General features: G+C 67.9%; 19 protein-coding genes, 1 tRNA gene and 3 pseudogenes. 14 read left to right on the top strand and 9 right to left on the bottom strand.

Features of this window, described 5'->3' with window-relative positions:
• Positions 1–85: 85 nt before the first annotated feature.
• From Y694_RS00220 to Y694_RS23935, 3 genes are all read left to right on the top strand, one after another.
• The gene (locus tag Y694_RS00220) at positions 86–763 is read left to right on the top strand and encodes a helix-turn-helix transcriptional regulator (RefSeq protein ID WP_036228646.1); all 678 of its coding nucleotides are present in this window, start codon (positions 86–88) and stop codon (positions 761–763) included.
• Positions 760–1,296 carry a DUF6036 family nucleotidyltransferase gene (locus tag Y694_RS00215; RefSeq protein ID WP_036228643.1) on the top strand — a complete coding sequence of 179 codons (537 nt, stop codon included), beginning with the start codon at positions 760–762 and terminating at the stop codon, positions 1,294–1,296. Before Y694_RS00220 ends, Y694_RS00215 begins: the two co-directional genes overlap by 4 nt.
• A 200-nt stretch (positions 1,297–1,496) precedes the next feature.
• Positions 1,497–1,557, top strand: a tRNA-Ser gene (locus tag Y694_RS23935).
• 38 nt (positions 1,558–1,595) lie between these two features.
• Here Y694_RS23935 and Y694_RS23930 read toward each other — a convergent pair.
• Positions 1,596–1,952, bottom strand: a complete 357-nt coding sequence (locus Y694_RS23930) for a 2'-5' RNA ligase family protein (protein ID WP_155935761.1) — start codon at positions 1,950–1,952, stop codon at positions 1,596–1,598.
• A gap of 540 nt (positions 1,953–2,492) precedes the next feature.
• Here Y694_RS23930 and Y694_RS25225 point away from each other — a divergent pair.
• On the top strand, positions 2,493–3,152 hold the full coding sequence (locus Y694_RS25225; RefSeq protein ID WP_231497432.1) for an NAD(P)/FAD-dependent oxidoreductase: 660 nt from the start codon (positions 2,493–2,495) through the stop codon (positions 3,150–3,152).
• On the top strand, positions 3,041–4,117 hold the full coding sequence (locus Y694_RS00205; protein WP_231497431.1) for an NAD(P)/FAD-dependent oxidoreductase: 1,077 nt from the start codon (positions 3,041–3,043) through the stop codon (positions 4,115–4,117). The genes Y694_RS25225 and Y694_RS00205 overlap by 112 nt, the downstream gene beginning before the upstream one ends.
• A gap of 5 nt (positions 4,118–4,122) precedes the next feature.
• On the opposite strand, the gene Y694_RS00200 is transcribed toward Y694_RS00205, so the two are convergent.
• Entirely contained in the window at positions 4,123–4,398 is a 276-nt protein-coding gene (locus Y694_RS00200; protein WP_036228638.1) for a hypothetical protein, read from the bottom strand.
• A gap of 23 nt (positions 4,399–4,421) precedes the next feature.
• Positions 4,422–4,867 (bottom strand): annotated as a pseudogene (locus Y694_RS00195) (ferritin-like domain-containing protein).
• A 283-nt stretch (positions 4,868–5,150) separates the two neighbouring features.
• On the opposite strand from Y694_RS00195, the gene Y694_RS00190 reads away from it, so the two are divergent.
• The 4 genes from Y694_RS00190 (at position 5,151) to Y694_RS00175 (ending at position 7,202) form a co-directional block, all read left to right on the top strand.
• Positions 5,151–5,771 carry a hemerythrin domain-containing protein gene (locus tag Y694_RS00190; RefSeq protein ID WP_231497430.1) on the top strand — a complete coding sequence of 207 codons (621 nt, stop codon included), beginning with the start codon at positions 5,151–5,153 and terminating at the stop codon, positions 5,769–5,771.
• A gap of 65 nt (positions 5,772–5,836) precedes the next feature.
• Positions 5,837–6,256: a YbaN family protein gene (locus Y694_RS00185; protein WP_011828954.1), complete on the top strand. Its 420-nt coding sequence runs from the start codon at positions 5,837–5,839 to the stop codon at positions 6,254–6,256.
• Positions 6,257–6,322: 66 nt separating this feature from the next.
• On the top strand, positions 6,323–6,841 hold the full coding sequence (locus Y694_RS00180; protein WP_011828955.1) for a hypothetical protein: 519 nt from the start codon (positions 6,323–6,325) through the stop codon (positions 6,839–6,841).
• Positions 6,842–6,845: 4 nt separating this feature from the next.
• Complete coding sequence (locus Y694_RS00175; protein WP_011828956.1) at positions 6,846–7,202, top strand: arsenate reductase; 357 nt, start codon at positions 6,846–6,848, stop codon at positions 7,200–7,202.
• A 48-nt stretch (positions 7,203–7,250) separates the two neighbouring features.
• Here Y694_RS00175 and acnA read toward each other — a convergent pair whose 3' ends face one another.
• Positions 7,251–9,980 carry an aconitate hydratase AcnA gene (gene acnA, locus Y694_RS00170; RefSeq protein WP_011828957.1) on the bottom strand — a complete coding sequence of 910 codons (2,730 nt, stop codon included), beginning with the start codon at positions 9,978–9,980 and terminating at the stop codon, positions 7,251–7,253.
• 207 nt (positions 9,981–10,187) lie between these two features.
• Between acnA and Y694_RS00165 the strand changes: the two genes are divergently transcribed.
• The 4 genes and pseudogenes from Y694_RS00165 to Y694_RS00150 all read left to right on the top strand — a co-directional run bounded on the left by Y694_RS00165 (position 10,188) and on the right by Y694_RS00150 (position 15,705).
• Positions 10,188–11,060 carry a DNA ligase gene (locus Y694_RS00165; RefSeq protein WP_036228635.1) on the top strand — a complete coding sequence of 291 codons (873 nt, stop codon included), beginning with the start codon at positions 10,188–10,190 and terminating at the stop codon, positions 11,058–11,060.
• A 38-nt stretch (positions 11,061–11,098) separates the two neighbouring features.
• Entirely contained in the window at positions 11,099–12,538 is a 1,440-nt protein-coding gene (gene sbcB / locus Y694_RS00160) for an exodeoxyribonuclease I (RefSeq protein ID WP_036228742.1), read from the top strand.
• A 22-nt stretch (positions 12,539–12,560) separates the two neighbouring features.
• Positions 12,561–13,477: pseudogene (locus tag Y694_RS00155) on the top strand (ketopantoate reductase family protein).
• On the top strand, positions 13,477–15,705 hold the full coding sequence (locus tag Y694_RS00150) for an FUSC family membrane protein (protein ID WP_036228633.1): 2,229 nt from the start codon (positions 13,477–13,479) through the stop codon (positions 15,703–15,705). Before Y694_RS00155 ends, Y694_RS00150 begins: the two are co-directional and overlap by 1 nt.
• On the opposite strand, the gene acnB is transcribed toward Y694_RS00150, so the two are convergent.
• The 5 genes from acnB to Y694_RS00125 form a co-directional block, all read right to left on the bottom strand.
• Positions 15,695–18,286: a bifunctional aconitate hydratase 2/2-methylisocitrate dehydratase gene (gene acnB / locus Y694_RS00145; protein ID WP_036228630.1), complete on the bottom strand. Its 2,592-nt coding sequence runs from the start codon at positions 18,284–18,286 to the stop codon at positions 15,695–15,697. The genes Y694_RS00150 and acnB overlap by 11 nt on opposite strands.
• Positions 18,287–18,341: 55 nt before the next feature.
• Positions 18,342–18,746, bottom strand: coding sequence for a type II toxin-antitoxin system VapC family toxin (locus Y694_RS00140; protein WP_011828963.1), 405 nt, complete (start codon positions 18,744–18,746; stop codon positions 18,342–18,344).
• Positions 18,747–18,760: 14 nt separating this feature from the next.
• Complete coding sequence (locus tag Y694_RS00135; RefSeq protein WP_011828964.1) at positions 18,761–19,006, bottom strand: AbrB/MazE/SpoVT family DNA-binding domain-containing protein; 246 nt, start codon at positions 19,004–19,006, stop codon at positions 18,761–18,763.
• Positions 19,007–19,130: 124 nt separating this feature from the next.
• On the bottom strand, positions 19,131–19,652 hold the full coding sequence (locus Y694_RS00130) for a hypothetical protein (protein ID WP_011828965.1): 522 nt from the start codon (positions 19,650–19,652) through the stop codon (positions 19,131–19,133).
• Positions 19,653–20,031: 379 nt separating this feature from the next.
• Complete coding sequence (locus tag Y694_RS00125; RefSeq protein ID WP_011828967.1) at positions 20,032–20,358, bottom strand: 2Fe-2S iron-sulfur cluster-binding protein; 327 nt, start codon at positions 20,356–20,358, stop codon at positions 20,032–20,034.
• Positions 20,359–20,469: 111 nt separating this feature from the next.
• On the opposite strand from Y694_RS00125, the pseudogene Y694_RS00120 reads away from it, so the two are divergent.
• Positions 20,470–21,443 (top strand): annotated as a pseudogene (locus tag Y694_RS00120) (DUF808 domain-containing protein).
• The last annotated feature ends 92 nt before the right edge of the window (positions 21,444–21,535 follow it).

Raw genomic sequence — 21,535 nt, 5'->3', positions numbered from 1 at the left:
AGGATGTCCAGCTACAACTCCGGGGTTGCACTGATTGAGCGCTTAACTGGACAAAGCGTCTTATTTTGACTAGTATTCTGAACAAATGAACGTACCCGACAGCACCGTGATCCTCGAACGCCAGTTGCTGCTTCAACTCGGCGATCGGCTCAAGCGCCTGCGCAAGGCCCAGGGCCTGGGCACGGTAGAGATGGCCAAGCGTGCGGGCATCTCCCGCACCACGCTGAGCTCGGTCGAATCGGGCGATCCGGGCCCGGCCATCGGAACCTACCTGCGCGTGATGTCGGTACTCGGCATTGGCGGTGAACTGGCCTTGTTGGCCGGCGACGCATTGCAGCCCGGGCCACCGGGGACGGCAGCGGCCAGGTCCAAGCGCGCCCGCCCGGTCGTGCAGGTGACCGTCTCCACCGACGACACCCGACATCAAGTCCAGGATCTTCAAAGCCTGGCGCTGCACGAGGAGGCCATTCGACTCGCCCGCTTGGAGCCCGAGTTCCTGCACCAGGCCCAGAGCACGCTGGATCGCTGGCTGGCATCGGGCAACTCACGCTCGATGGGCTTGTGGCAGGAGTGGCAGGAGATTCTTCGCGGCGCGAAGTGGCGCAAGGTGCTGGGGCGAACGCGAAGGGCGCAGGAGCTTCGCCAGGCATCGCCACTGACGGCAGTGCTCCCGGCGCAGGTGCGTCAAGGCGTGCTGGACCAAGTCGGCAAGCTGCGAAAGGGTGTCGTGCTCGGTGACTCCGGAGCACAGACACCGACATGACCCGCGACGAACTCGAACACATCATCCGCGCCAGCGCGGACGTGACGGACCAGTACGAGTTCATCATCGTCGGCAGCCAGTCGATCCTGGGTCCGGTCCCGAATCCGCCCGATGTCTTCACGATGTCGGCCGAGGCGGACATCTACCCGCTTCAGGCACCCGAATTGGCCGACAGGATCGATGGCGCCATCGGTGAAGGCTCGCAGTTTCACCAGACCTACGGCTACTACGCACAAGGCGTGGGTCCCGAAACCGCAGTACTGCCGCGAGGCTGGATTGACCGCGTCCACAGGGTGCAGAGCGCCGCGACCAACCAACGCGTGGGCTACTGCCTCGACCTGCCGGACCTGTTCATGTCGAAGGCAGCAGCCGGGCGCGACAAGGACCGCGAGTTCTGCATGGCGATGCTCGCGCATCGCTACGTCAGGCCAGAAGTCGTGCTGGATCTCGTGGCGGCGATGCCGCTGGACGATTCCGCGAAGCGTCGTCTGAAGGCCGCCATCCGCCGGTGGGCCAGAGCCGTCGAAGCGTAAGGCGACGACCTGCCTCAAGCGTGAACTCGAGGGGCCTCCTAGACCTTGTGAGAATGCCCTGATCCGCACCGAATCGCTGTGACAGATTTGTGCCGCAACTTCGAGAAAACAGCCTGAAATCGGCCCGCTTGAGGCACAAAACGCGTGGCGCAGAAACACCAAATTTATCAACGGTGACAACGACTTGCGACAAGCCACTCGGGGTGGCAGGTGGGACTCTTAATCCGTAGGTCGAGTGTTCGAGTCACTCAGGGCCCACCAAGAAAGACAAGGCCTCGCACGACAGTGCGGGGCCTTTGTCATTTCTGGCTGTCGCGCGCGCGAGATTCCTCATCAGGCGATGGCCAATCGCCCAGCCCCTCGTGATGTCCGCGGCCTTGGTGACTGAGGATCAGTGTGAATCGCGCAGCGATCCATCCTGTCTGTTCGATGAGGTGCTCTGGTACCAGTATCGGGTCATAGAGCAGCGTCATGTGCGGTGTGCGGGACGGCTTCGGCCTGAGCCCTGCGCGGCGTAGTTCGTCTCCAAGTGCGTCCCGCAGTCGCGTCACGGCGTCATCGCTCTGTGCATCGCAGCGCAGGACGAAGGGGTTGTTGCCTGCGGTGTTGAAGCTGGATGCACGATCGAACAGGATGGACGAACCCGGCCAGGGCACTCGGGCAGCCGCGGCCCGGGCGGCTTCGATATCCGATCGAGGGATCCTGTTGGCGTAGCCGCGACCGCATGCAGGCTGACGTGCAGATTCTGAGGTGGGAGGCACGGACCCCGCAGCCCATGGCGCCTGCGCAGCTCGGCGCCGACCTGGGCCAAGTGTTCTGCGTCGTCGCGCAGAGGGACGAGTGCAAAGAACAGGTTGTAGCCACGCAACTGGCCGGCGCGCCCGTGGACGGCCTCGGGCTGGAACAGTGCGGGCTCGGCAGGAACTCCTGGCAGGCTGATTTGATCGGGCATGGCATCCGCTCCTCGGGTCGATGTGCTGGTGGCAAACGGGTTTTCACGCGAGCCTCGAACGACCCCGCCGACCCTGGGTCATTCGTTGTCTGACAGCGGCGGCCGGTCTAAGGGTTACACCCCATGGCCTCTGTCGCCTGCGTGACGGAAACGCTGCCTTCGCTCCTCCATCCTTGGGCAGCGCTTCTCCCGTGACGCGACGCTCGGTCACGGCCGCTGAAATCACCAAGTGAAGGGGATCGTGATGAACGACAAGACCGTTGCCAAGGCCACCAAGGTGGACGCCGTGGTCATCGGGGCAGGCATCGCCGGCCTGTACCAGGTCTATCGCCTGCGCGAGCAGGGGTTCGACGTCCAGGCTTTCGAGGCCGGCTCCAACGTCGGAGGCACCTGGTACTGGAATCGCTACCCGGGCGCCCGGTTCGATTCCACGGCCGAGGTCTACCAGTTCTGGTTTTCGGAAGATCTCTACAAGGGGTGGAAACCGAGCGAGCGCTTCCCGGCGCAGCCCGAGTCCGAGCGCTGGCTGAACTACGTGGCGGACCGCTGTGACCTGCGCAAGCATTACCGGTTCAGCACGCGCGTCGAGGCGGCGCACTACGATGAAGCTGCGCAGAGCTGGTCGATCACGACCGACCAGGGCGATACCGTCCAGGCGCGCTTCCTCATCACCTGCTGCGGCATGCTGTCGGCGCCGCTGACGTCGGTGTTCCCCGGTCAGGGCAGCTTCAAGGGCCAGTTGTTCACACCGCGCGTTGGCCGAAGGAGCCGGTCGATTTCACCGGCAAACGCGTGGGCATCGTGGGCACCGGGGCGACGGGCATCCAGGTCATCCAGACGATCGCGAGTCAGGTCGGCCACCTCAAGGTGTTCCTGCGCACGCCGCAGTACACGATCCCGATGAACAACCCGAAGTACACCGAGGCGGTCTGGGCCGGATTCTCGAGCCGCTTCCACGAGATGAAGGAACGCGTGCAGCGCACCTTTGCCGGCCACGTCTACGACTTCGGCGGCTACGGCACTTGGGCCGAAAGGACGCCCGAGGAGCGGATCGCCGTGCTGGAGGAGCTCTGGAACGACGGCTCGCTGGCGTTGTGGCTGGCCTCGTTCTCCGAAATGTTCTTCGACGAAAAGGTCAACGCCGAGGTCTCCGAGTTCGTGCGCGGGAAGATGCGCGAGCGGCTCAAGGACCCGATGCTGTGCGAGAAGTTGATCCCCACGAACTACGGCTTCGGGACCAACCGCGTGCCACTGGACACCAACTACCTGGAGGCCTACCACCGCCCGAACGTCGAGATCGTTGACGTGAAGGCGTCGCCGATCGAGTGCGTCACGCCCGAAGGTGTGCGAACGGCCGACGGCAGGCTCCACGAACTCGACATCCTGATCCTGGCGACGGGTTTCGATGCGGGAACGGGTGCACTGACGCGCATCGACATCCGCGGTCGCGGCGGGCGCTCGCTCAAGGACGACTGGGGCCGCGAGATCCGCACCACGATGGGCCTGCAGGTGCACGGCTATCCCAACCTCTTCACGACCGGGGCGCCACTGGCGCCGTCGGCGGCCTTCTGCAACATGACCACCTGCCTGCAGCAGCAGGTCGACTGGATCACCGAGTGCCTGGTGGCGCTGCGCCGTAAGGGCCTGACCGTCATCGAGCCCAGCCGGGCGCTGGAAGACGAATGGGTGGCTCACCACGACGAGACCTCCAACGCGACGCTGCTGGTCAAGACCGATTCCTGGTACATGGGAACCAATGTCAAGGGCAAGCAGCGCCGCATGCTTTCGTACATCGGTGGGGTCGGAAAATACCGCCAACGCTGCGAAGAACTGGCCGCCGGCGGCTATCCGGGTTTCGAGATGCGCTGAGTTTGCTAGTCGGTCTCGGGCGTCAGCGTCAGGACGGCGGGGATCGTCTCGTCGCAGTTGTCCAGCAGCCCGGCATGCACGGCCCGCAATGTCGCGAGGCTGCCGACGTGGGGCAGGACCGTGTCCGCACCGCAGAGCGGACACACGGCGGTGGATTCGCCGTGTGTCCAACTCACCACGTCGGACGGCTCGAAGATAGCCAGGCAAGAGAAGCAGCCTGCAATCCGCGCCGAAGCCAGTTCGGCGCGGTTGTTGAAGGAATCGTAGCCAGTGTCCGACATGTGCGAAGCGTCGGTTGCAGGACTCAGGACGTCACGCTGTCGCGCAGCGCCTTGATCTGGTCGTGGTTGGACTGCACCCCAAGCAACTGCCGGCCGAGCGTCTGCTGCACGTCGATCGGCAGTTGCTGCTTCAGCGCCTTGCGGTAGCGGGCCAGTGCCGCGTCCTCGCCGCGCTCGCACTCCTCCAGCAACGCGTGATCGCTGCTGCCGGTGAATGCATCCTTCACCGACACCCATCCCCGATGAAGGCGCCGGCGACGCTGCCATGATCCTCGGGGCTTCCCCCGTGCTGCAGGACCAGGGCCTGCAACTCCACCGCGGCGCTTTCGCATTCCGCGGCACGGGCCTGCAGTGTCTGCTTGAGGGCGACGGACTCGGCTCGCTCGGCGCATTTCGCGAATCCGTACTGGCCGTCCTTCGACGTTTCGATCAGTTCGTTCAGGATCTGGATGACTTGCTTGTCGCTCATGGGAACTCCTCGAAGTTGGGCAAGTGGGACCACCCGGGATGGATGGGACCGTGGCAACTCGATGATGGGTAGCCTGCAGTCCAAAGGCAGTAGGGCGATCGCGCCGCGTGCTGTACGAACGCGCCTACACCGTGTCTCCTTCGCTGCGAATGAACGGCCTCTTGATCTGGCGCAAGGCCTGCTGGGCGGTCTGGATCGACGCTAGCGACCGACGGCGCGGCGGGTGTTTATCGCCGTGGCCGTACGCTTTCTTACACTGCATCAACCCCCCGTGCACGCCAGCTTGACCATCATTCGCCAGGAGCATCGGGCTCTGTCTGCGATGCTGCGCGCCATCCACCTGATGCTGGGAGAGCATCGCCGGCGCGGAACGCTGCCGGACTTCGGGATGTTGCGCGCCATGCTCTTCTACGTCGACGAATTTCCCGAGCGCCTGCACCATGCCAAGGAAAGCCGGCTGCTGTTTCCGATGCTGCGGTCGCGCAGCGCAGAGCGCACCGCCGTGCTGAACCGGCTCGATCAGGACCATGCCCAGGGCGAGCAGTTCATCCGCAAACTCGAACACGAGCTGCTGGCCTTCGAGGTGATGGCCGAGACGCCCCAGGGCGAGGAGCGACGCGAGCGTTTCGAGCGCTCGATGACGGCCTACATGCACTTCTACCTGAACCACATGCGCACGGAGGAGGCGATGGTGCTGCCGATGGCCGAGCGCGTGCTCGGTGATCAGGACTGGAGCGAACTCGATGCGGCCTTCCTGCAGAACCGCGACCCGCTTGCCGGCGACGAGGGCGATGCGGTGTATGCCGATGTCTTCAGGCGCATCACCGAAGCGCAACCGACCCTGCTGGGTCTGGGCTCCGCGCTGGAAGCACTGGCCGGGCGGGCGACGGCGAGGTCCGTCTAGAGCGCTCGAGACCGGCCCAGGCGGCCGGGCGACCGATCGGTCTCCGGCGGACCGATACTGCGTCCATGCAGGACGAGGCCCCAATTCCCCCGACGCCGCGCTGGATTCGCGCGCTGTGGTCGCTGGCGGGGGGGCTGGCCTTGCTGACGGGCCTGGTCGGCATCGTGCTGCCCTTGTTGCCCACGACGCCCTTCGTGCTGCTGGCGGCCTTCTGCTTTGCGCGCGGGAGCGAGCGCTGCGAACGTTGGCTGCTCGGGCATCGACGCTTCGGACCGATGATTCAGGCGTGGCGTTCGCATCGCGCGATCCCGCTGGCGGCGAAGCGACTGGCCACGGTGATGATGACGCTGGGCTGTGTCTGGTCGTGGTGGTGGCTGACTTCGCCCTGGCGATGGATGCCCGCACTGTGTTGCACCGCCGTTGCGCTGTGGATGTGGCGCCTGCCGACGGCGGACGCGACGCGGCGGCTGCCAGGTCGCGATTGAGCGACGTTGCTCAATCGCGATCTCCGCGCGACCGGGTCGGATTTCGCTCGCGGGCAGAATTTGCGCATGAACCGGCCGACCCCCGCTGCTGCATCGACCACCCTGCGCTGCATGCTGCTGTGGATCGGCGTGCTCGCGTTGTCAGCCTGCGCCGGTTACAGCCCTTCGGGCCTGCCCGTCGGTACACCGCAGGCGCAGGTCATCGAGCGCATGGGGCCGCCGACCGGGCGCTATGCACTCGCTCCAGCCGGTGAGCGGCTGGAGTTCGCCCGAGGCCCGATGGGCAAGCACACTTACATGCTCGACTTCGATGCCGACCAGCGGCTGCTGCGCTGGGAACAGGTGCTGACCGAGAAGAACTTCTATGCACTGCAGATCGGCATGAGCCGCGACGAAGTGCTGCGGCGCATCGGCCATCCGTCGAACGTGCGCTTCCTGTCACGTCAGCAGCACCAGCTCTGGTCGTACCGCTACGACACGCCGTTCTGCGTGTGGTTCCAGGTCAGCCTCGACACCTCCGACAAGGTGGCCGAACTGGGCAACAACGTCGATCCGCAGTGCGACGATCTCTTCGACGGTCGCTGATTCCATGCCCACGATCACCCTGTACGGCATCCCGAACTGCGACACCGTGAAGCGGGCCCGCGCCTGGCTGGAGGCCCGCGACGTTGGCTACACGTTTCACGACTTCAAGAAGCAGGGCGTGCCTCCCGACGCGCTGGCCAGATGGGTGTCCGCCACCGGCTGGGAGACGCTGGTCAACCGCAAGGGCACGACCTGGCGCCAACTCGATCCTGCGGTGCGGGAGTCCGTCGTCGACGCGTCGAGCGCCCAGCGGGCGCTCAGGGAACATCCGTCGCTGGTGAAGCGGCCCGTGGTGGAGTGGCCGGGTGGCGTGACGGTCGGCTTCGACGAGGCGGTATTCAGCGCACGGCTGTCCCACTGAGGACGCGACGACCGTCGTGCCGCGTCCTCACAACTCACAAGGCGGTGGTCACGCGGCGAGCAACTGCCTCAGCACGAAGGGCAGGATGCCGCCGTGCTTGTAGTAGTCCACCTCGATCGGCGTGTCGATGCGCAGCGTGACGATCACGGTCTTCTTCTCACCGGTGGGCGTGGTGATCACCAGCGTGGCGTCCGATTGCGGCTTCATGTCGGCATCGACCACCACGTCCACCACCTCGTCACCGATCAGTCCCAGCGTGCTCCATGAGTCGCTGCCCTTGAACTGCAGCGGCAGTACGCCCATGCCGACCAGGTTGCTGCGGTGGATGCGCTCGAAGCTCTTCGCCACCACGGCCTTGATGCCCAGCAGCTGCGTGCCCTTGGCGGCCCAGTCGCGCGACGAGCCGGTGCCGTACTCCTCGCCGCCGAAGATCACCGTGGGTACGCCGGCGGCGATGTACTGCATGGCGGCGTCGTAGATCGCGAGCTTGCGGCCCTTGTCCGCACCGTCGAGCTGGAAGAGGGTGTAGCCACCTTCCTCGCGCGCGCCGTCGTCCTTGGGCGGCAGCATCAGGTTCTTGATGCGCACGTTGGCGAAGGTGCCGCGCATCATCACCTCGTGGTTGCCGCGGCGCGAGCCGTAGCTGTTGAAGTCGGCCTTCAGCACACCGTGCTCTAGCAGGTACTTGCCGGCCGGCGTGGTGTCCTTGAAGGAGCCGGCCGGCGAGATGTGGTCGGTGGTGATCGAGTCGCCGAACAGGCCCATGATGCGTGCGCCCTTCACGCCGGCGTCCGCCACGGCCGGCTCCATGGTGAAGTCCTGGAAGAACGGCGGCTCGGCGATGTAGGTGCTCTTGGGCCAGGTGTAGACATGGCCCTTCACGCCCTTGATCTGTTCCCACAGCTTGCCGGGATCGCTCTTGACCTTGTCGTAATTCTTCTTGAACGCCTTGCCGTCCATCGCGAACTTCATCAGCTTGTAGATCTCGTCGCTGGTGGGCCAGATGTCGCCCAGGTAGACCGGCTTGCCGCCCTTGCCGGTGCCCACCGGTTCCGTCATCAGGTCCCTGCTCACGGTGCCGGCGATCGCATAGGCCACCACCAGCGGCGGGCTGGCCAGGAAGTTGGCCTTCAGGTTCGGGTGGATGCGGGCCTCGAAGTTGCGGTTGCCCGACAGCACGGCGGCGCACACCAGGTCGTTCTTCGTGATCGCCTCGTTGATCTCGGGCGTCAGGTCGCCGGCATTGCCGATGCAGGTGGTGCAGCCGTAGCCAGCGACGAAGAAGCCCAGCTTCTCCAGGTAGGGCAGCAGGCCGGCCTTCTCCAGGTACTCGGTGACGATGCGCGAGCCCGGCGCGAGCGAGGTCTTCACGTGCTTCTTCACCTTCAGCCCGGCCTCGACCGCCTTCTTCGCCAGCAGCCCGGCGGCCAGCAGCACGCCCGGATTGCTGGTGTTGGTGCAGGAGGTGATGGCGGCGATCAGCACGTCGCCGTTCCGGATTTCCAGGCCGTCGCTGGTGGCAAAGGCCTGCCCCAGCTTCTCAGCCGGCTGGTTGAAGCCGTTCTCCGCCGGCGGCTTGCTGAACAGCGAGCCGAACTGCGACTTCACGTGGCCGAGTTCGATGCGATCCTGCGGCCGCTTCGGGCCCGACAGCGACGGCGCCACTGTGCCCAGGTCGAGCTTCACGACCGCGCTGTAGTCGATGTCGCCGGCCTCGGGCACGCCGAACAGCTTCTGCGCCTTGAAGTAGGCCTCGAAGGCCTCGATCTCGGCCTTGCTGCGGCCGGTGCCCTGGAAATAGTCGATGGTCTTCTCGTCGACCGGGAAGAAGCCCATCGTGGCGCCATACTCGGGCGCCATGTTGCCGATCGTGGCGCGGTCGGGCAGGGCGAGGGTGCGGGTGCCTTCGCCGAAGAACTCGACGAACTTGCCCACCACCTTGGCCTTGCGCAGGATCTCGGTGACCGTCAGCACCAGGTCGGTGGCCGTCACGCCCTCGCGCAGTTGGCCGGTGAGCTCGAAGCCCACCACGTCGGGTGTCAGGAAGTAGACCGGCTGGCCCAGCATGCCGGCCTCGGCCTCGATGCCACCCACGCCCCAGCCGACCACGCCGATGCCGTTGATCATCGTGGTGTGGCTGTCGGTGCCCACCAATGTGTCGGGGTAGAAGATGCCGCCCTGGGTCTTGTGCACGCCGCGCGCAAGGTACTCGAGGTTCACCTGGTGCACGATGCCGAAGCCGGGTGGCACGACGCCGAAGGTGTCGAAGGCGTCCATGCCCCATTTCATGAACTGGTAGCGCTCGCGATTGCGGCTGAATTCCAGCTTCATGTTCAGGTCCAGCGCCTTGGCCGACCCGAAGTGGTCGATCATCACCGAGTGGTCGACCACCAGGTCCACCGGCACCAGCGGCTCGATCGCCTTGGGGTTCTTGCCCATCTTCGCGGCCACGTTGCGCATCGCGGCCAGGTCGGCCAGCAGCGGCACGCCGGTGAAGTCCTGCAGCACCACGCGCGCGACGACGAAGGGGATCTCGTCGCTGCGCTCGACGGTCGGCCGCCAGTTCGCGAGCTGCTCCACGTGCTCCTTCGTGACCTTCTTGCCGTCGCAGTTGCGCAGCACGCTCTCCAGCACGATGCGCACCGACACCGGCAGGCGCGCCACGTTCGGGAAGGTCTTCGCCAGCTCGGGTAGCGAGTAGAACCGGCCCTCCTTGCCGGAGGCGGTCTTGAAGCTCTTCAGGGTCTTCGGGAAGGCGTGCGGGCTCGTGGCGGGCATGGTCGACCTCGGTGTGGGTTGGGGTTGAAAACGATTATGCGGTTTGCATGCCAACACCACATGACATCGCGGCACCTAGGTCGACGCACCCTTGCGAGGGCCGGTGCGCACCCCCGTGATCCGCTCCAGTGGGGAGGATCCCACGATGGCCATGCGACCGAACAATCGCCGCGGGCCATCGAAGGGCAGGAGGCGATCGTGCAGGGGATGTCGAGGCGTGATGTGGTGGGGCGTGCGCTGGCCTTGGCCGCGGCCGCTGGGGTCCGGGTCGCCGGTGCCGCAGCGGTGCGACGATCCGGCGACGGTGCGGCCGCGCCGTCGATGCTGCTGGCGCGTGAGGCCGCGGCCGGCCAGTCTCCGGTCGGCTACCGGGTCAGCGAGAAGCTCGACGGCGTACGGGCGCAATGGGACGGACGCGAGCTGCGGTTTCGTGGTGGCGGCGTGGTGCCGGCGCCGAGCTGGTTCACGGCCGGCTTGCCGGCCGTGGCGCTGGACGGCGAGCTGTGGCTTGGCCGCGGCCGTTTCGAGGCGCTCACGGCGATCGTGCGGGACCGGCAGCCCGACGATGCCGGATGGCGGCAGGTGCGCTACGGTGTGTTCGAGCTGCCGGGAGCGCCCGGCCCGTTCACCGAGCGGGCAGCGCGGATGGCTCAACTGGTCAGTCAAACGGGGCACGGGCCGCTGATGGCAGTGGAGCAATGGGAACTGCTCGATGCCGCAGCCCTGCAGGCCCGACTGGCCAGCGTGGTGGCGCAGGGCGGCGAAGGGCTGATGCTGCACCGGGCCGACGCCCCCTACGTCACCGGCCGCAGCGAAGTGCTGCTGAAGCTCAAGCCGCTGCAGGACGGCGAGGCAGTCGTCGTCGGGCACGTCGCGGGGAAGGGCCGCTTTGTCGGGCAGTTGGGCGCCTTGCGCGTGCGCACGCCGCAGGGACGGGAGTTCGCGCTCGGCACGGGCTTCAGCGATGCACAGCGGGCTTCACCGCCTCCGCAGGGCACGGTGGTCACCTACACCTACCGCGGCACCACGGCGCGCGGCCTGCCGCGCTTCGCCAGCTTCCTGCGGGTGGCCGGGCCTTGACGCCGGTCCCGGCCACGGCTTGAGGTATGTTGCGGGCGATGAGCGAACACAGCTTCTACTGGCACGACTACGAAACCTTCGGGCGCTGGCCGCGGCGCGACCGGCCGGCGCAGTTCGCTGGCGTGCGCACCGACGCCGAGCTCAACGAGATCGGTCCGCCGCTGATGCACTACTGCCAGCCCGCGCCCGATTTCCTGCCCGACCCCGAATCGTGCCTGCTGACCGGCATCCTGCCGCAGACCTGCCTCGAGCAGGGCCTGCCGGAACATGCTTTTGCTGCCACCATCGAGCGCGAGCTGGCGGCGCCGGGCACGGTGGGCGTGGGTTACAACACCATCCGCTTCGACGACGAGGTGACGCGCCATCTGTTCTGGCGCAACCTGATGGACCCCTATGCCCGAGAATGGCAGAACGGCTGCGGGCGCTGGGACCTGCTAGACGTGGTGCGCTGCACCTATGCGCTGCGGCCCGAGGGCATCGAATGGCCGCGCCACGAGGACGGCCGAGCCTCGTTCAAGCTCGAGCACCTGACGGCGGCCAATGGCCTGGCACATGAGGCGGCACACGACGCGCTGTCGGACGTGCGTGCCACCATCGGCCTGGCGCGGCTGATCCGCCGGCACCAGCCCCGCCTGTGGGACTTCTGCTTCCGGCTGCACCGCAAGGACGCGGTGATGGCGGAGATCGGTGCCGGTGCGCGGAGGCCCTTCCTGCACATCTCCGGCATGTACCCGGCCGAGCGGGGTTGCCTCGCCGCGGTGTGGCCGCTCGGCGCTCACCCGACCAACAAGAACGAACTGATCGTCTGGGATCTGGCAGCCGACCCCAGCGAACTCTACGGACTCGATGCCGCCGCGATCCGCCAGCGCCTGTTCACCAAGGCCGAAGATCTGCCGGAGGGCACGACGCGCCTGCCGATCAAGAGCATCCACATCAACAAGTCGCCGATCGTCATCGGCAACCTCAAGACGCTGAGCCCGGCGATGGCCGAGCGCTGGGGCTACGACGCCGCCCGGGTGCAGCGTCACGCCGACATCGCCCTGGCGCACGACGCGCTGCCACGCGCGCTGTGGGCCGACGTGTTCGCGCGGCCCGCGCCCGAGCAGGCACCCGACGTCGACGAAGACCTGTATGGCGGCTTCGTCTCCAATGCCGACCGGCGCACGCTCGAGCGGCTGCGTGGGCTGCCGCCGGAAGGGCTGGCGGGCCAGCGCCCGTCGTTCGAGGACGGGCGCCTGGAGGAACTGCTGTTCCGTTACCGGGCGCGCAACTTTCCGGACACGCTCGATGCCGAGGAGCGGGCCCAGTGGGAGCAGCATCGCGCCGAGCGGCTGCACCTGGGCGTCGGCGGCGGCAGCAGCCTGGCGGCCTTCTTCGAACGCATCGACGCGCTCAGCGAGTCGGCCGACGAGCGGGGCCAGGACATCCTGGGCGCGCTCTACGACTACGCCGAGCAGATCGCGCCGCCGGCCCCCTGACGCCCGTGCGCGGAAGCGAACGATGAAGATCGGCGTGATGGGCGCGGGGGCCGTGGGCTGCTACTACGGCGGCATGCTGGCGCGTGCCGGCCACGAGCTGGTGCTGGTTGGCCGACCGACCCATGTCGAGGCGCTGCAGCAGCGCGGCCTGCGCTTGCAGACGGCGGCCTTCGACGTCGAACTGCCGGTGCGCGCCAGCACCGAGGCGGCGGCGCTGATCGACGCGGCGCTGGTGCTGTTCTGCGTCAAGTCGACCGACACCGAGGCGGCCGGCCTCGAGCTGCGTGACCACCTGGCGCCGGACGCGCTGGTGCTGAGCCTGCAGAACGGCGTCGACAACGCCGAACGGCTGCAGGCACTGGTCGGTGTGCCGGTGTGGCCTGCGGTGGTCTACGTCGCCGCCGAGATGGCCGGTCCCGGCCACGTGAAGCACAACGGCCGCGGTGAACTGGTGATCGGACCGACCGGCGTGCACGGCACACCGGGCACGCTGGAGGCCGCCGGCCTGCTGGCGCTGCTGGGCGATGCCGGCGTGCCGGCCGAGACCGGGGACAACGTGGCCGGCGTGCTGTGGGCCAAGCTGGTGCTCAACTGCGCCTACAACGCGCTGTCGGCGTTGACGAACCTGCCTACGGCCCGCTGGTCGCGCGCGAAGGCATCGCCCGCGTCATGGATGACCTGGTGGCCGAGTGCCTGGCCGTGGCTGCTGCCGATGGCGTTCGGATCCCGGGCGAGGTGCCGGCGTCGGTGCGCCGCATCGCGCAGACCATGCCGGCGCAGTTCTCGTCGACCGCGCAGGACCTGCGCCGCGGGCGCCGCAGCGAGATCGATCACCTCAACGGCTACGTCGTGCGGCGCGGCGAGGCCACCGGCACGCCAACGCCGGTGAACCGCTGCCTGCACGCGCTGGTGAAGGCCCTGGAAGCGCCGCCCGCCTGATGCGCGTTCCCTGGCGTCCGCTGCACGCGCTGCCGCTGCATGTCGTCAATGGCATCGGCGTCGCACTCGGCATCTGCCTGATCCAGGCGCTGGTGTCGGCGCTGGCCGGCAGCGCGCCGGCGCTGTGGGCGGTCAGCGGCGCGGTCTGCGTCAGCCTGGCCGACTTGCCCGTGGTGCCGCGGCGCAGCTGGCTCAGGGTGTCGCTGGCGGCGTTCAGCACCTGCGTCGTGACGGCGTTCGTCGTCGCGCTGCGCCTGCATCCGGTGGCGCTCGGCGGCGTGGTGGCGCTGGTGGCCTTCGCTTCCGCGATGACGCTGGCCTGGGGCCTGCGCGCCGGTCCGGTGTCGTTCGTCGGCATCCTCGCGATCGTGTTCGCGATGGCGTCGCCGCCTGTGTCGGGCGCGGCTGCGGTGTTCGCGCACACCGCCTGGACGGCGCTCGGCGCGGCGTTGTACATGGCCTGGGCGATGTTCTGCTCGGTGATGCTGCAGCGCCGCTATCGAGCGCTGGCCCTGGCTGGCGTGCTGGAGGGGCTGTCCGCCTTGCTGCGGGCGCGCGCCGCATTGCTCGTGCCTTCATCGCCGCAGGTGCGCGGCAGTGACTCGGCCGCCGACCGGCTGCGAACGTGGATCCGCGACGAGACGGCACTCAACGACCGGGTGCAGGCGGCGCGCGATCTGATCTTCGAGCGGCCGGACCGCGATACCGAAACGCGGACCTTCGCCGGCCTGCTGGTCACCGCCGTCGATCTGCGCGACACCCTGCTGGCCAGTGAGCTCGATCTGGGCCTGCTGGGTGACGATGCGCTGGCGGCTGCGGTGCGCCAGCGGCTCGCCGCCAATCTGGAGGCGCAGGCGGCCGCGCTCGATGCGATGCAGGGCGCGCTGCGCTACGACGACCCGGTGGAGGCTGCGCACGACAGCGACGACCGCCCGCTGCACGCCTGGGTGGCCGGTGTCTCGATCCCGGCGGGCGACCGGCGTGAACACCTGCTGCCGGCGCTGGCCGATCGCGCGCAGCACATGATCGACGACCTGCGGCAGATGCGCGCGCTGTTGCGCGGAGAGCTGTTGCCGCTGCGTTTGACGCAGGAAGAATTGAGCCTGTTCGTGTCGGTCGAGGGCTGGCCGCTCGCTGCGCTGAAACCACACACCAGCGGGAGATCGCCGGTGCTTCGGCACGCCGTGCGATCGGCCGTCGCGCTCGGGGCGGCCTACTTCATCGGCGAGGCGCTGCCCTGGGCCTCGCACCCGCACTGGCTGGTGCTGAGCGTCGCGGTCGTGCTGCGCGGCAATCTGGAGCAGACGCTCGAGCGGCGCAACGCGCGGCTCGGCGGCACGGTGCTCGGCTGTCTGCTGGTACTCGGGCTGGCGCAACTGCACTGGAGCGGCGTGGCCTCGGTGGCCTTCCTGCTGGCGGTCGCGGCCGCGCATGCCTTCGTCAACGTGCGCTATCTGGTCACGGCGATCGCTGCCACCGTGATGGCCCTGCTGCAGGCTCACTTGGCCGATCCGGCCGCCGGCTTCGCAGTGGCCGAGCGCCTGGCCGATACCGCACTTGGCGCCGGGCTGGCCTGGGCGTTCTGCTACGTCCTGCCGTCGTGGGAGCGCAGCAGCCTCACGCGCGCGCTCGACCGGCTGCTGAACAGCCTGAACGCGCTGGCCATCGAGGTGCTGACCTGGCCCGAGCCCGGGCGCAGCCGCGCGCGGCTGGGTCTGGCGCGTCGCGAGGCCTATGAGTCCCTCGCCGGGCTGGCCGCGATGGCACAGCGAAGCAGCGTCGAGCCGGAACGCGTGCGGGTGCCTTTGCAGGCCATCACCGACGCACTGACCCACGGACAGGAAATGCTCGGCCACCTGGCCGCGATGCGGCAGATGCTCACCCGCCGGGTCGACGCGCTCGATCGCGAGCCGGCCGAGCGGTGCTGCGTCGCGCCGCCGCGGCGGTGCACGCCTGCCTCGCGCCGGGCCCGACTTCGGCTGCCGCCACGCCGGCCGAAGTCGCACCGGAAGCGCTGCCGTCCTTCGAACTGCCGGCCCAGTCGGCAGGGGCGGCGCTGTTGCCGTGGTTCGAACGCCGCTCGCAGATGGTGGTACGGGCCGCTCATGGCGTGGCCGCCGCGGTGCAACGGCTGCGCGCGCACGCGCAACGGCGGGCCTGAAAGGAAAACGGCCCGCAGGAACTGCGGGCCGTGGCCTCGAGCGGTGTCGCCGGTGATCAGGCGGTGACTTCCTTCGCGACGCTCGCGTACTCGTCGATCTGGTCGAAGTTCATGTAGCGGTACACGCTGTCGGCGTCCTTGTTGATGATGCCCATCGCCTCGTGGTACTCGGCCACGGTCGGAATCTTTCCGAGCTTCGAGGCGATCGCCGCCAGTTCGGCCGAGGCCAGGAACACGTTGGTGTTCTTGCCCAGGCGGTTCGGGAAGTTGCGGGTGCTGGTGGAGACGACGGTCGCGCCTTCACGCACCTGGGCCTGGTTGCCCATGCAGAGGCTGCAACCGGGCATCTCGGTGCGGGCACCGGCGGCGCCGAAGTTGGCGTAGTGGCCTTCCTTGATCAGCTCGCTCTCGTCCATCTTGGTCGGCGGGGCGACCCACAGCTTGACCGGGATGTCGCGCTGGCCGCCCAGCAGCTTGGCGGCGGCGCGGAAGTGGCCGATGTTGGTCATGCACGAGCCGATGAAGGCCTCGTCGATCTTGGTGCCGGCGACCTCGGACATGAACTTGGCGTCGTCCGGGTCGTTGGGGCAGCAGACGATCGGTTCCTTGATGTCGGCCAGATCGATCTCGATCACGGCGGCGTACTCGGCATTCTTGTCGGCCTCGAGCAACTGCGGATTGGCCAGCCAGGCCTCGACCTTCTCGATGCGGCGCTGCAGGGTGCGGGCGTCTGCATAGCCGTCGGCGATCATGTTCTTCATCAGCACCACGTTGCTGGTGAGGTATTCCTTGATCGGCGCCGGGTTGAGCTTGATGGTGCAGCCGGCGGCCGAACGCTCGGCCGAGGCGTCGCTCAGCTCGAAGGCCTGTTCCACCTTCAGGTCCGGCAGGCCCTCGATTTCCAGCACGCGGCCGGAGAACACGTTCTTCTTGCCGGCCTTGGCGACCGTCAGCAGGCCGGCCTTGATCGCGTAGAGCGGGATCGCATGCACCAGGTCACGCAGCGTCACGCCCGGCTGCATCTGGCCCTTGAAGCGCACCAGCACCGATTCGGGCATGTCCAGCGGCATCACGCCGGTGGCCGCGCCGAAGGCGACCAGGCCCGAGCCTGCGGGGAAGCTGATGCCGATGGGGAAGCGCGTATGGCTGTCGCCGCCGGTGCCCACGGTGTCGGGCAGCAGGAGGCGGTTGAGCCAGCTGTGGATCACGCCGTCGCCCGGGCGCAGCGCCACGCCGCCGCGGTTGCTGATGAAGGCAGGCAGCTCGCGGTGCGTCTTCACGTCCACGGGCTTCGGGTAGGCCGCGGTGTGGCAGAAGCTCTGCATCACCAGGTCGGCGCTGAAGCCCAGGCAGGCCAGGTCCTTCAGTTCGTCGCGCGTCATCGGGCCGGTGGTGTCCTGGCTGCCGACGGTGGTCATCTTGGGCTCGCAGTAGGTGCCCGGGCGCACGCCCTGGCCCTCGGGCAGGCCGACCGCGCGGCCGACCATCTTCTGCGCCAGCGTGAAACCGGCCTGGGTCGCGGCCGGGGCCTTGGGCAGGCGGAAGAGCGTCGAGGCGGGCAGGCCGAGAAACTCGCGCGCCTTGCCGGTGAGGCTGCGGCCGATGATCAGGTTGATGCGGCCGCCGGCGCGCACCTCGTCGAACAGCACCTCGTTCTTCAGCTTGAACTCGACGACGGTGGCGCCGTTCTTCTGGATCTTGCCCTCGTACGGCAGGATGTCGACCACGTCGCCCATCTCGAGCTTGGATACGTCCACTTCGATCGGCAGCGAGCCCGAGTCTTCCTGGGTGTTGAAGAAGATCGGCGCGATCTTGCCGCCCAGCGTGACGCCGCCGAAGCGCTTGTTCGGCACGAAGGGGATGTCCTGGCCGGTGGCCCAGATCACGCTGTTGGTCGCGCTCTTGCGCGACGAGCCGGTGCCGACCACGTCGCCGACGTAGGCGACCAGATGGCCCTTCTTCTTCAGGTCGTCGATGAACTGCATCGGTCCGCGCTTGCCATCCTCCTCGGGCTTGAAGGCCGCGCCTTCGCGCGTGTTCTTCAGCATCGCCAGGTAGTGCAGCGGGATGTCCGGGCGGCTCCAGGCGTCCGGCGCCGGCGACAGGTCGTCGGTGTTGGTCTCGCCCGGCACCTTGAAGACGGTGACGGTGATCTTCTTGTCGACCTCGGGGCGCGAAGTGAACCACTCGGCATCGGCCCAGCTCTGGATCACTTCCTTGGCCTTGGCGTTGCCGGCCTTGGCCTTCTCGGCCACGTCGTGGAAGAAGTCGAACATCAGCAGCGTCTTCTTCAGGCCTTCGGCCGCGACGGCGGCCACGTCGGCGTCGTCGAGCAGGTCGATCAGGGGCTTGACGTTGTAGCCACCCACCATCGTGCCCAGCAATTCGGTGGCCTTGGCCTTGGAGATCAGCGCGACCGCGAGATCGCCGTGCGCCACGGCGGCCAGGAACGAGGCCTTGACCTTGGCGGCGTCGTCGACTCCCGGCGGGACGCGGTGTGTCAGCAGGTCGAGCAGGAAGGACTCTTCGCCGGCCGGCGGGCTCTTGATCAGCTCGATCAGTTCGGCCACCTGCTTCGCTTCGAGCGGGAGCGGCGGGATGCCGAGCGCGGCGCGTTCGGCGGCATGTTGGCGATAGGCTTGCAGCATGGTGGACTCCGGGGACGGTAGGAGGAGGGCGGGGGACGAAAGCGAAGGGACCCTGTCAGGCGGCGCGCGGCACGATGACTTTCAGGCCTTTGAAGTAGAGGCGGAAGAACTCGGCATCTCGGGTGATCAGGCCGTTGCACTGAAGCAAGGCGTGGGCCCCGACGATGAAGTCGGGCACGTTGCGCTGGCGGGCACCTCCGCGCGAGCGGTAGCGACGCTGCATCTCGCCGGCGCGCACCGCGGATTTCTGCTCGACCGCGCTGTAGACGATGCCCATGTCCTCGAGCACCTGCACGGCGCGATCGCCTTCCTCGAGCGAGCTGCAGACCTCTGCGATGACGACATCGCAGACGGCGACCGGCCCGCGCGACAGCGCGTCGCGCAGCGCGGCCTCGGCCGTGTCGGCCTCGGGGCTCTCGCTGAGGAGTTCGATCAGGACGGAGGAATCGATCGCGATCATCGACGGCGGGGCGCTCAGCGATCGACGGGATCGCCGGGGGCCCGACCGCGCACCGCGCGCAGGGCCTCGTCGACCGAGGTGAAGCCGTCGAGCTTGAACTTGCCGCGAGCGCGAGAGATGGCGTCGTCGACGTTCTTGCGCAGGATGATGCGGCCGCCGTCGAGCTCGACCTTCAGCTGCGTGCCCTTGACCAGCCCGAGGGCGTCACGCACGGCCTTGGGCAGAGTGATCTGCCCGCGCTCGGCAACGGTGGCTTCCATGCTGGCTCCCGTGAATCTGCGTCGATCGGTATGTATGAAGTATACATACCTGAATCCGCATATTCAACCCGGGAGCGGACGCCGGCGCCGGCCAGGGCCAGCGCGGCGGGGGTCAATCGGCGTCTCAGCGCGCCGCGGCGGTGACGGCCGCGACCGCGGCGCGCTGCTCCGCGAGGGTGCAGCCATCGACCATGCGCTGGCCGATCTTCTGGTTCATCATCATCGACTTCACGGGGATCTGCAGCCACACGACGCCGCTGCGTCTGTCCTCGAGCCGGACGGCGCCGGTGGTGGTTTCCTGCGGCGTCATCACATAGGCCGCCTTGTTGAACACGACCTCGAAGTGGCCCGGCTTGTTCTGCACCGGGGTCACGCTGACAGTCTGGTTGAACTCGCACTGCGCGGTGCCGGTCAGCACGCGGTTGGAGATTGCCAACTGGTTGTCGCTGATCGTCTCGGTCACTTCCGTTGCGAGAGCCAGGCCCTTGGCTTCGGACTTCAGTTCCTTGCGCGACTGCGACACCGGCTTCTTGGCCGGGGCCGGCTTCGCGGCGGGAGCGGTCTGCGCCTGCGCCAGGGCGGCGCCGCCGGTGGTCATCAGGCCGGCGACCAGCAGCGACAGGGCCAGGGGGGTGATGCGGCTCATCGGTTCTCCAAGCGGGTATGAAAGTCTTGATTGTCGAACCTGCGGCCGTCAGTTTCGTTGCAAGTTGCATCAGGGTGCGCCGCGGGCGCCCTGCGTCGGACGGGCGGCCGAGCCGCAGGGTGGCCGACGGCACGAGAGCGCGCAAGCTTTTGGTGCGTTGTCCGGCGAGGCCGGACGTGCGCGAGATCACGACGCCGAGGGTCGGGGAGGCCGCGCGGCATATCCGGTTGTGCTAGGGAGCATTCGCGGGTCCCGCCTGCCCGGCCGGCACCTCGGCGTGACGCCGTGTCGCCGGCCGATCGGCGGTTCTTTCGACTGGTTGCAGGCTGTGGGTCGGCAGCGACAGGCGATGCGGCGCGCGTCGTGACATCGAGCCGGTTCAGCCGCCGGATTCGTCGGACGGGGGCATGCAGCGTGCCGCAGCCTGCTCGATCACGAGGTCCGAGCGGGCGTGTGCGACGCAGGGCAGGATGATGCCGGCGGCTTTCTCGTCGGCACTGAGCCCCGGCCATTCGATGCGGTATGCCACCTCGCCGTGGCGCGATTCGCACAGGCAGGCCCGGCAGGTGCCGTTGCGGCAGGAACTGGGCAGGCGGATGCCGGCGCGCTGCGCGGCGACGAGCAAGGGCACCGACGCGGGTGCGGCGAAGACCCAGCCCGCCGGTTGCACCGTCACCGTATGGATCGCCGTGTCGTCGCTCGTCATGCGGCTGACTCTAGCGGCATGCCGCGCGAGGGTGCCAACGACGGTGCGGCCTTCATCGGACAATCGCTGCGATCGATCGTTTGAACCGCTCCGGCAACCTCAGGACTCCGAATGGCCGCTTCCAGCTTGCTTGCCCTCATCGACGACATCGCGAGCGTGCTCGACGACGTGGCCCTGCTCACCAAGGTGGCCACCAAGAAGACCGCGGGGGTGCTGGGTGACGATCTGGCGCTCAACGCCCAGCAGGTGACCGGCGTCTCGGCCGACCGCGAACTGCCGGTCGTGTGGGCCGTGGCGCGGGGCTCATTGAAGAACAAGGCGATCCTGGTGCCTGCGGCGCTGGCGATCAGCGCCTTCGCGCCCTGGGCCGTCACGCCGCTGCTGATGGTCGGGGGCGCGTTCCTCTGCTACGAAGGCTTCGAGAAGCTGGCGCACAAGTTCATGCACGACAAGGCGGAGGACGAGGCCCGCCGGGCGGAACTGGCCCGCGCGGTGGCCGATCCGGCGCTGGATCTGGTGGCTTTCGAACAGGACAAGATCAAGGGTGCGGTGCGCACCGATTTCATCCTGTCGGCCGAGATCATCGCGATCACGCTGGGCACCGTGCCGAGTCGCCCTTTATCACGCAGGTGTCGGTGCTGGTGGGCATCGCGCTGCTGATGACGGTCGGCGTCTACGGGCTCGTGGCGGCGATCGTGAAGCTCGACGATGGCGGCCTCTATCTGAGCCGTCAGCCGGGCGGCGGGGCATGGGGCCGCTTTCAGCGCGGTCTGGGCGCCGGCATCCTGAGAGCGGCACCGTGGCTGATGAAGGGGCTGTCGATCGCCGGCACCGCAGCGATGTTCCTGGTGGGTGGCGGCATCCTGACGCACGGCATCCCGGTGCTGCACCATGCCCTCGAGGCGATCGTGGCCCGGGTCGCGGCGTTCGCCGGTGGCGTCGGGGGGGTGTTGCAGGCGTTGCTGCCGAGTGTGCTGGATGGTGTGCTCGGCATCGTGGCAGGGGCGCTGGTGCTCGCTGGCACGAGCTTGGTGCGCCGGATCATGGGGCGCGCCAAGGAGGGCGCGACGCCTGCCTCGCGATAGGCCGTGAAGGAGATTCCTTCGCAGCTTCTCGCCGTGCGCGGAATCTGCCCGCCGGACCTCGACGCGGGTTTGTTTCCGGCTCCGGCACCTCG

The organism is Methylibium sp. T29-B, from assembly GCF_000576225.1.
GTDB lineage: Bacteria > Pseudomonadota > Gammaproteobacteria > Burkholderiales > Burkholderiaceae_C > Methylibium > Methylibium petroleiphilum.
This window is presented reverse-complemented; position numbering and strand designations above follow the sequence as displayed.

What these genes read in the sequence shown, in the direction of transcription:
- Y694_RS00220 (WP_036228646.1), top strand. Translation starts at nt 86, where the DNA reads ATGAACGTACCCGACAGCACCGTGATCCTCGAACGCCAGTTGCTGCTT.
- Y694_RS00215 (WP_036228643.1), top strand. Translation starts at nt 760, where the DNA reads ATGACCCGCGACGAACTCGAACACATCATCCGCGCCAGCGCGGACGTG.
- Y694_RS25225 (WP_231497432.1), top strand. Translation starts at nt 2,493, where the DNA reads ATGAACGACAAGACCGTTGCCAAGGCCACCAAGGTGGACGCCGTGGTC.
- Y694_RS00200 (WP_036228638.1), bottom strand. Translation starts at nt 4,398, where the DNA reads ATGTCGGACACTGGCTACGATTCCTTCAACAACCGCGCCGAACTGGCT.
- Y694_RS00185 (WP_011828954.1), top strand. Translation starts at nt 5,837, where the DNA reads ATGCAGGACGAGGCCCCAATTCCCCCGACGCCGCGCTGGATTCGCGCG.
- Y694_RS00180 (WP_011828955.1), top strand. Translation starts at nt 6,323, where the DNA reads ATGAACCGGCCGACCCCCGCTGCTGCATCGACCACCCTGCGCTGCATG.
- Y694_RS00175 (WP_011828956.1), top strand. Translation starts at nt 6,846, where the DNA reads ATGCCCACGATCACCCTGTACGGCATCCCGAACTGCGACACCGTGAAG.
- acnA (WP_011828957.1), bottom strand. Translation starts at nt 9,980, where the DNA reads ATGCCCGCCACGAGCCCGCACGCCTTCCCGAAGACCCTGAAGAGCTTC.
- Y694_RS00165 (WP_036228635.1), top strand. Translation starts at nt 10,188, where the DNA reads ATGTCGAGGCGTGATGTGGTGGGGCGTGCGCTGGCCTTGGCCGCGGCC.
- sbcB (WP_036228742.1), top strand. Translation starts at nt 11,099, where the DNA reads ATGAGCGAACACAGCTTCTACTGGCACGACTACGAAACCTTCGGGCGC.
- Y694_RS00150 (WP_036228633.1), top strand. Translation starts at nt 13,477, where the DNA reads ATGCGCGTTCCCTGGCGTCCGCTGCACGCGCTGCCGCTGCATGTCGTC.
- acnB (WP_036228630.1), bottom strand. Translation starts at nt 18,286, where the DNA reads ATGCTGCAAGCCTATCGCCAACATGCCGCCGAACGCGCCGCGCTCGGC.
- Y694_RS00140 (WP_011828963.1), bottom strand. Translation starts at nt 18,746, where the DNA reads ATGATCGCGATCGATTCCTCCGTCCTGATCGAACTCCTCAGCGAGAGC.
- Y694_RS00135 (WP_011828964.1), bottom strand. Translation starts at nt 19,006, where the DNA reads ATGGAAGCCACCGTTGCCGAGCGCGGGCAGATCACTCTGCCCAAGGCC.
- Y694_RS00130 (WP_011828965.1), bottom strand. Translation starts at nt 19,652, where the DNA reads ATGAGCCGCATCACCCCCCTGGCCCTGTCGCTGCTGGTCGCCGGCCTG.
- Y694_RS00125 (WP_011828967.1), bottom strand. Translation starts at nt 20,358, where the DNA reads ATGACGAGCGACGACACGGCGATCCATACGGTGACGGTGCAACCGGCG.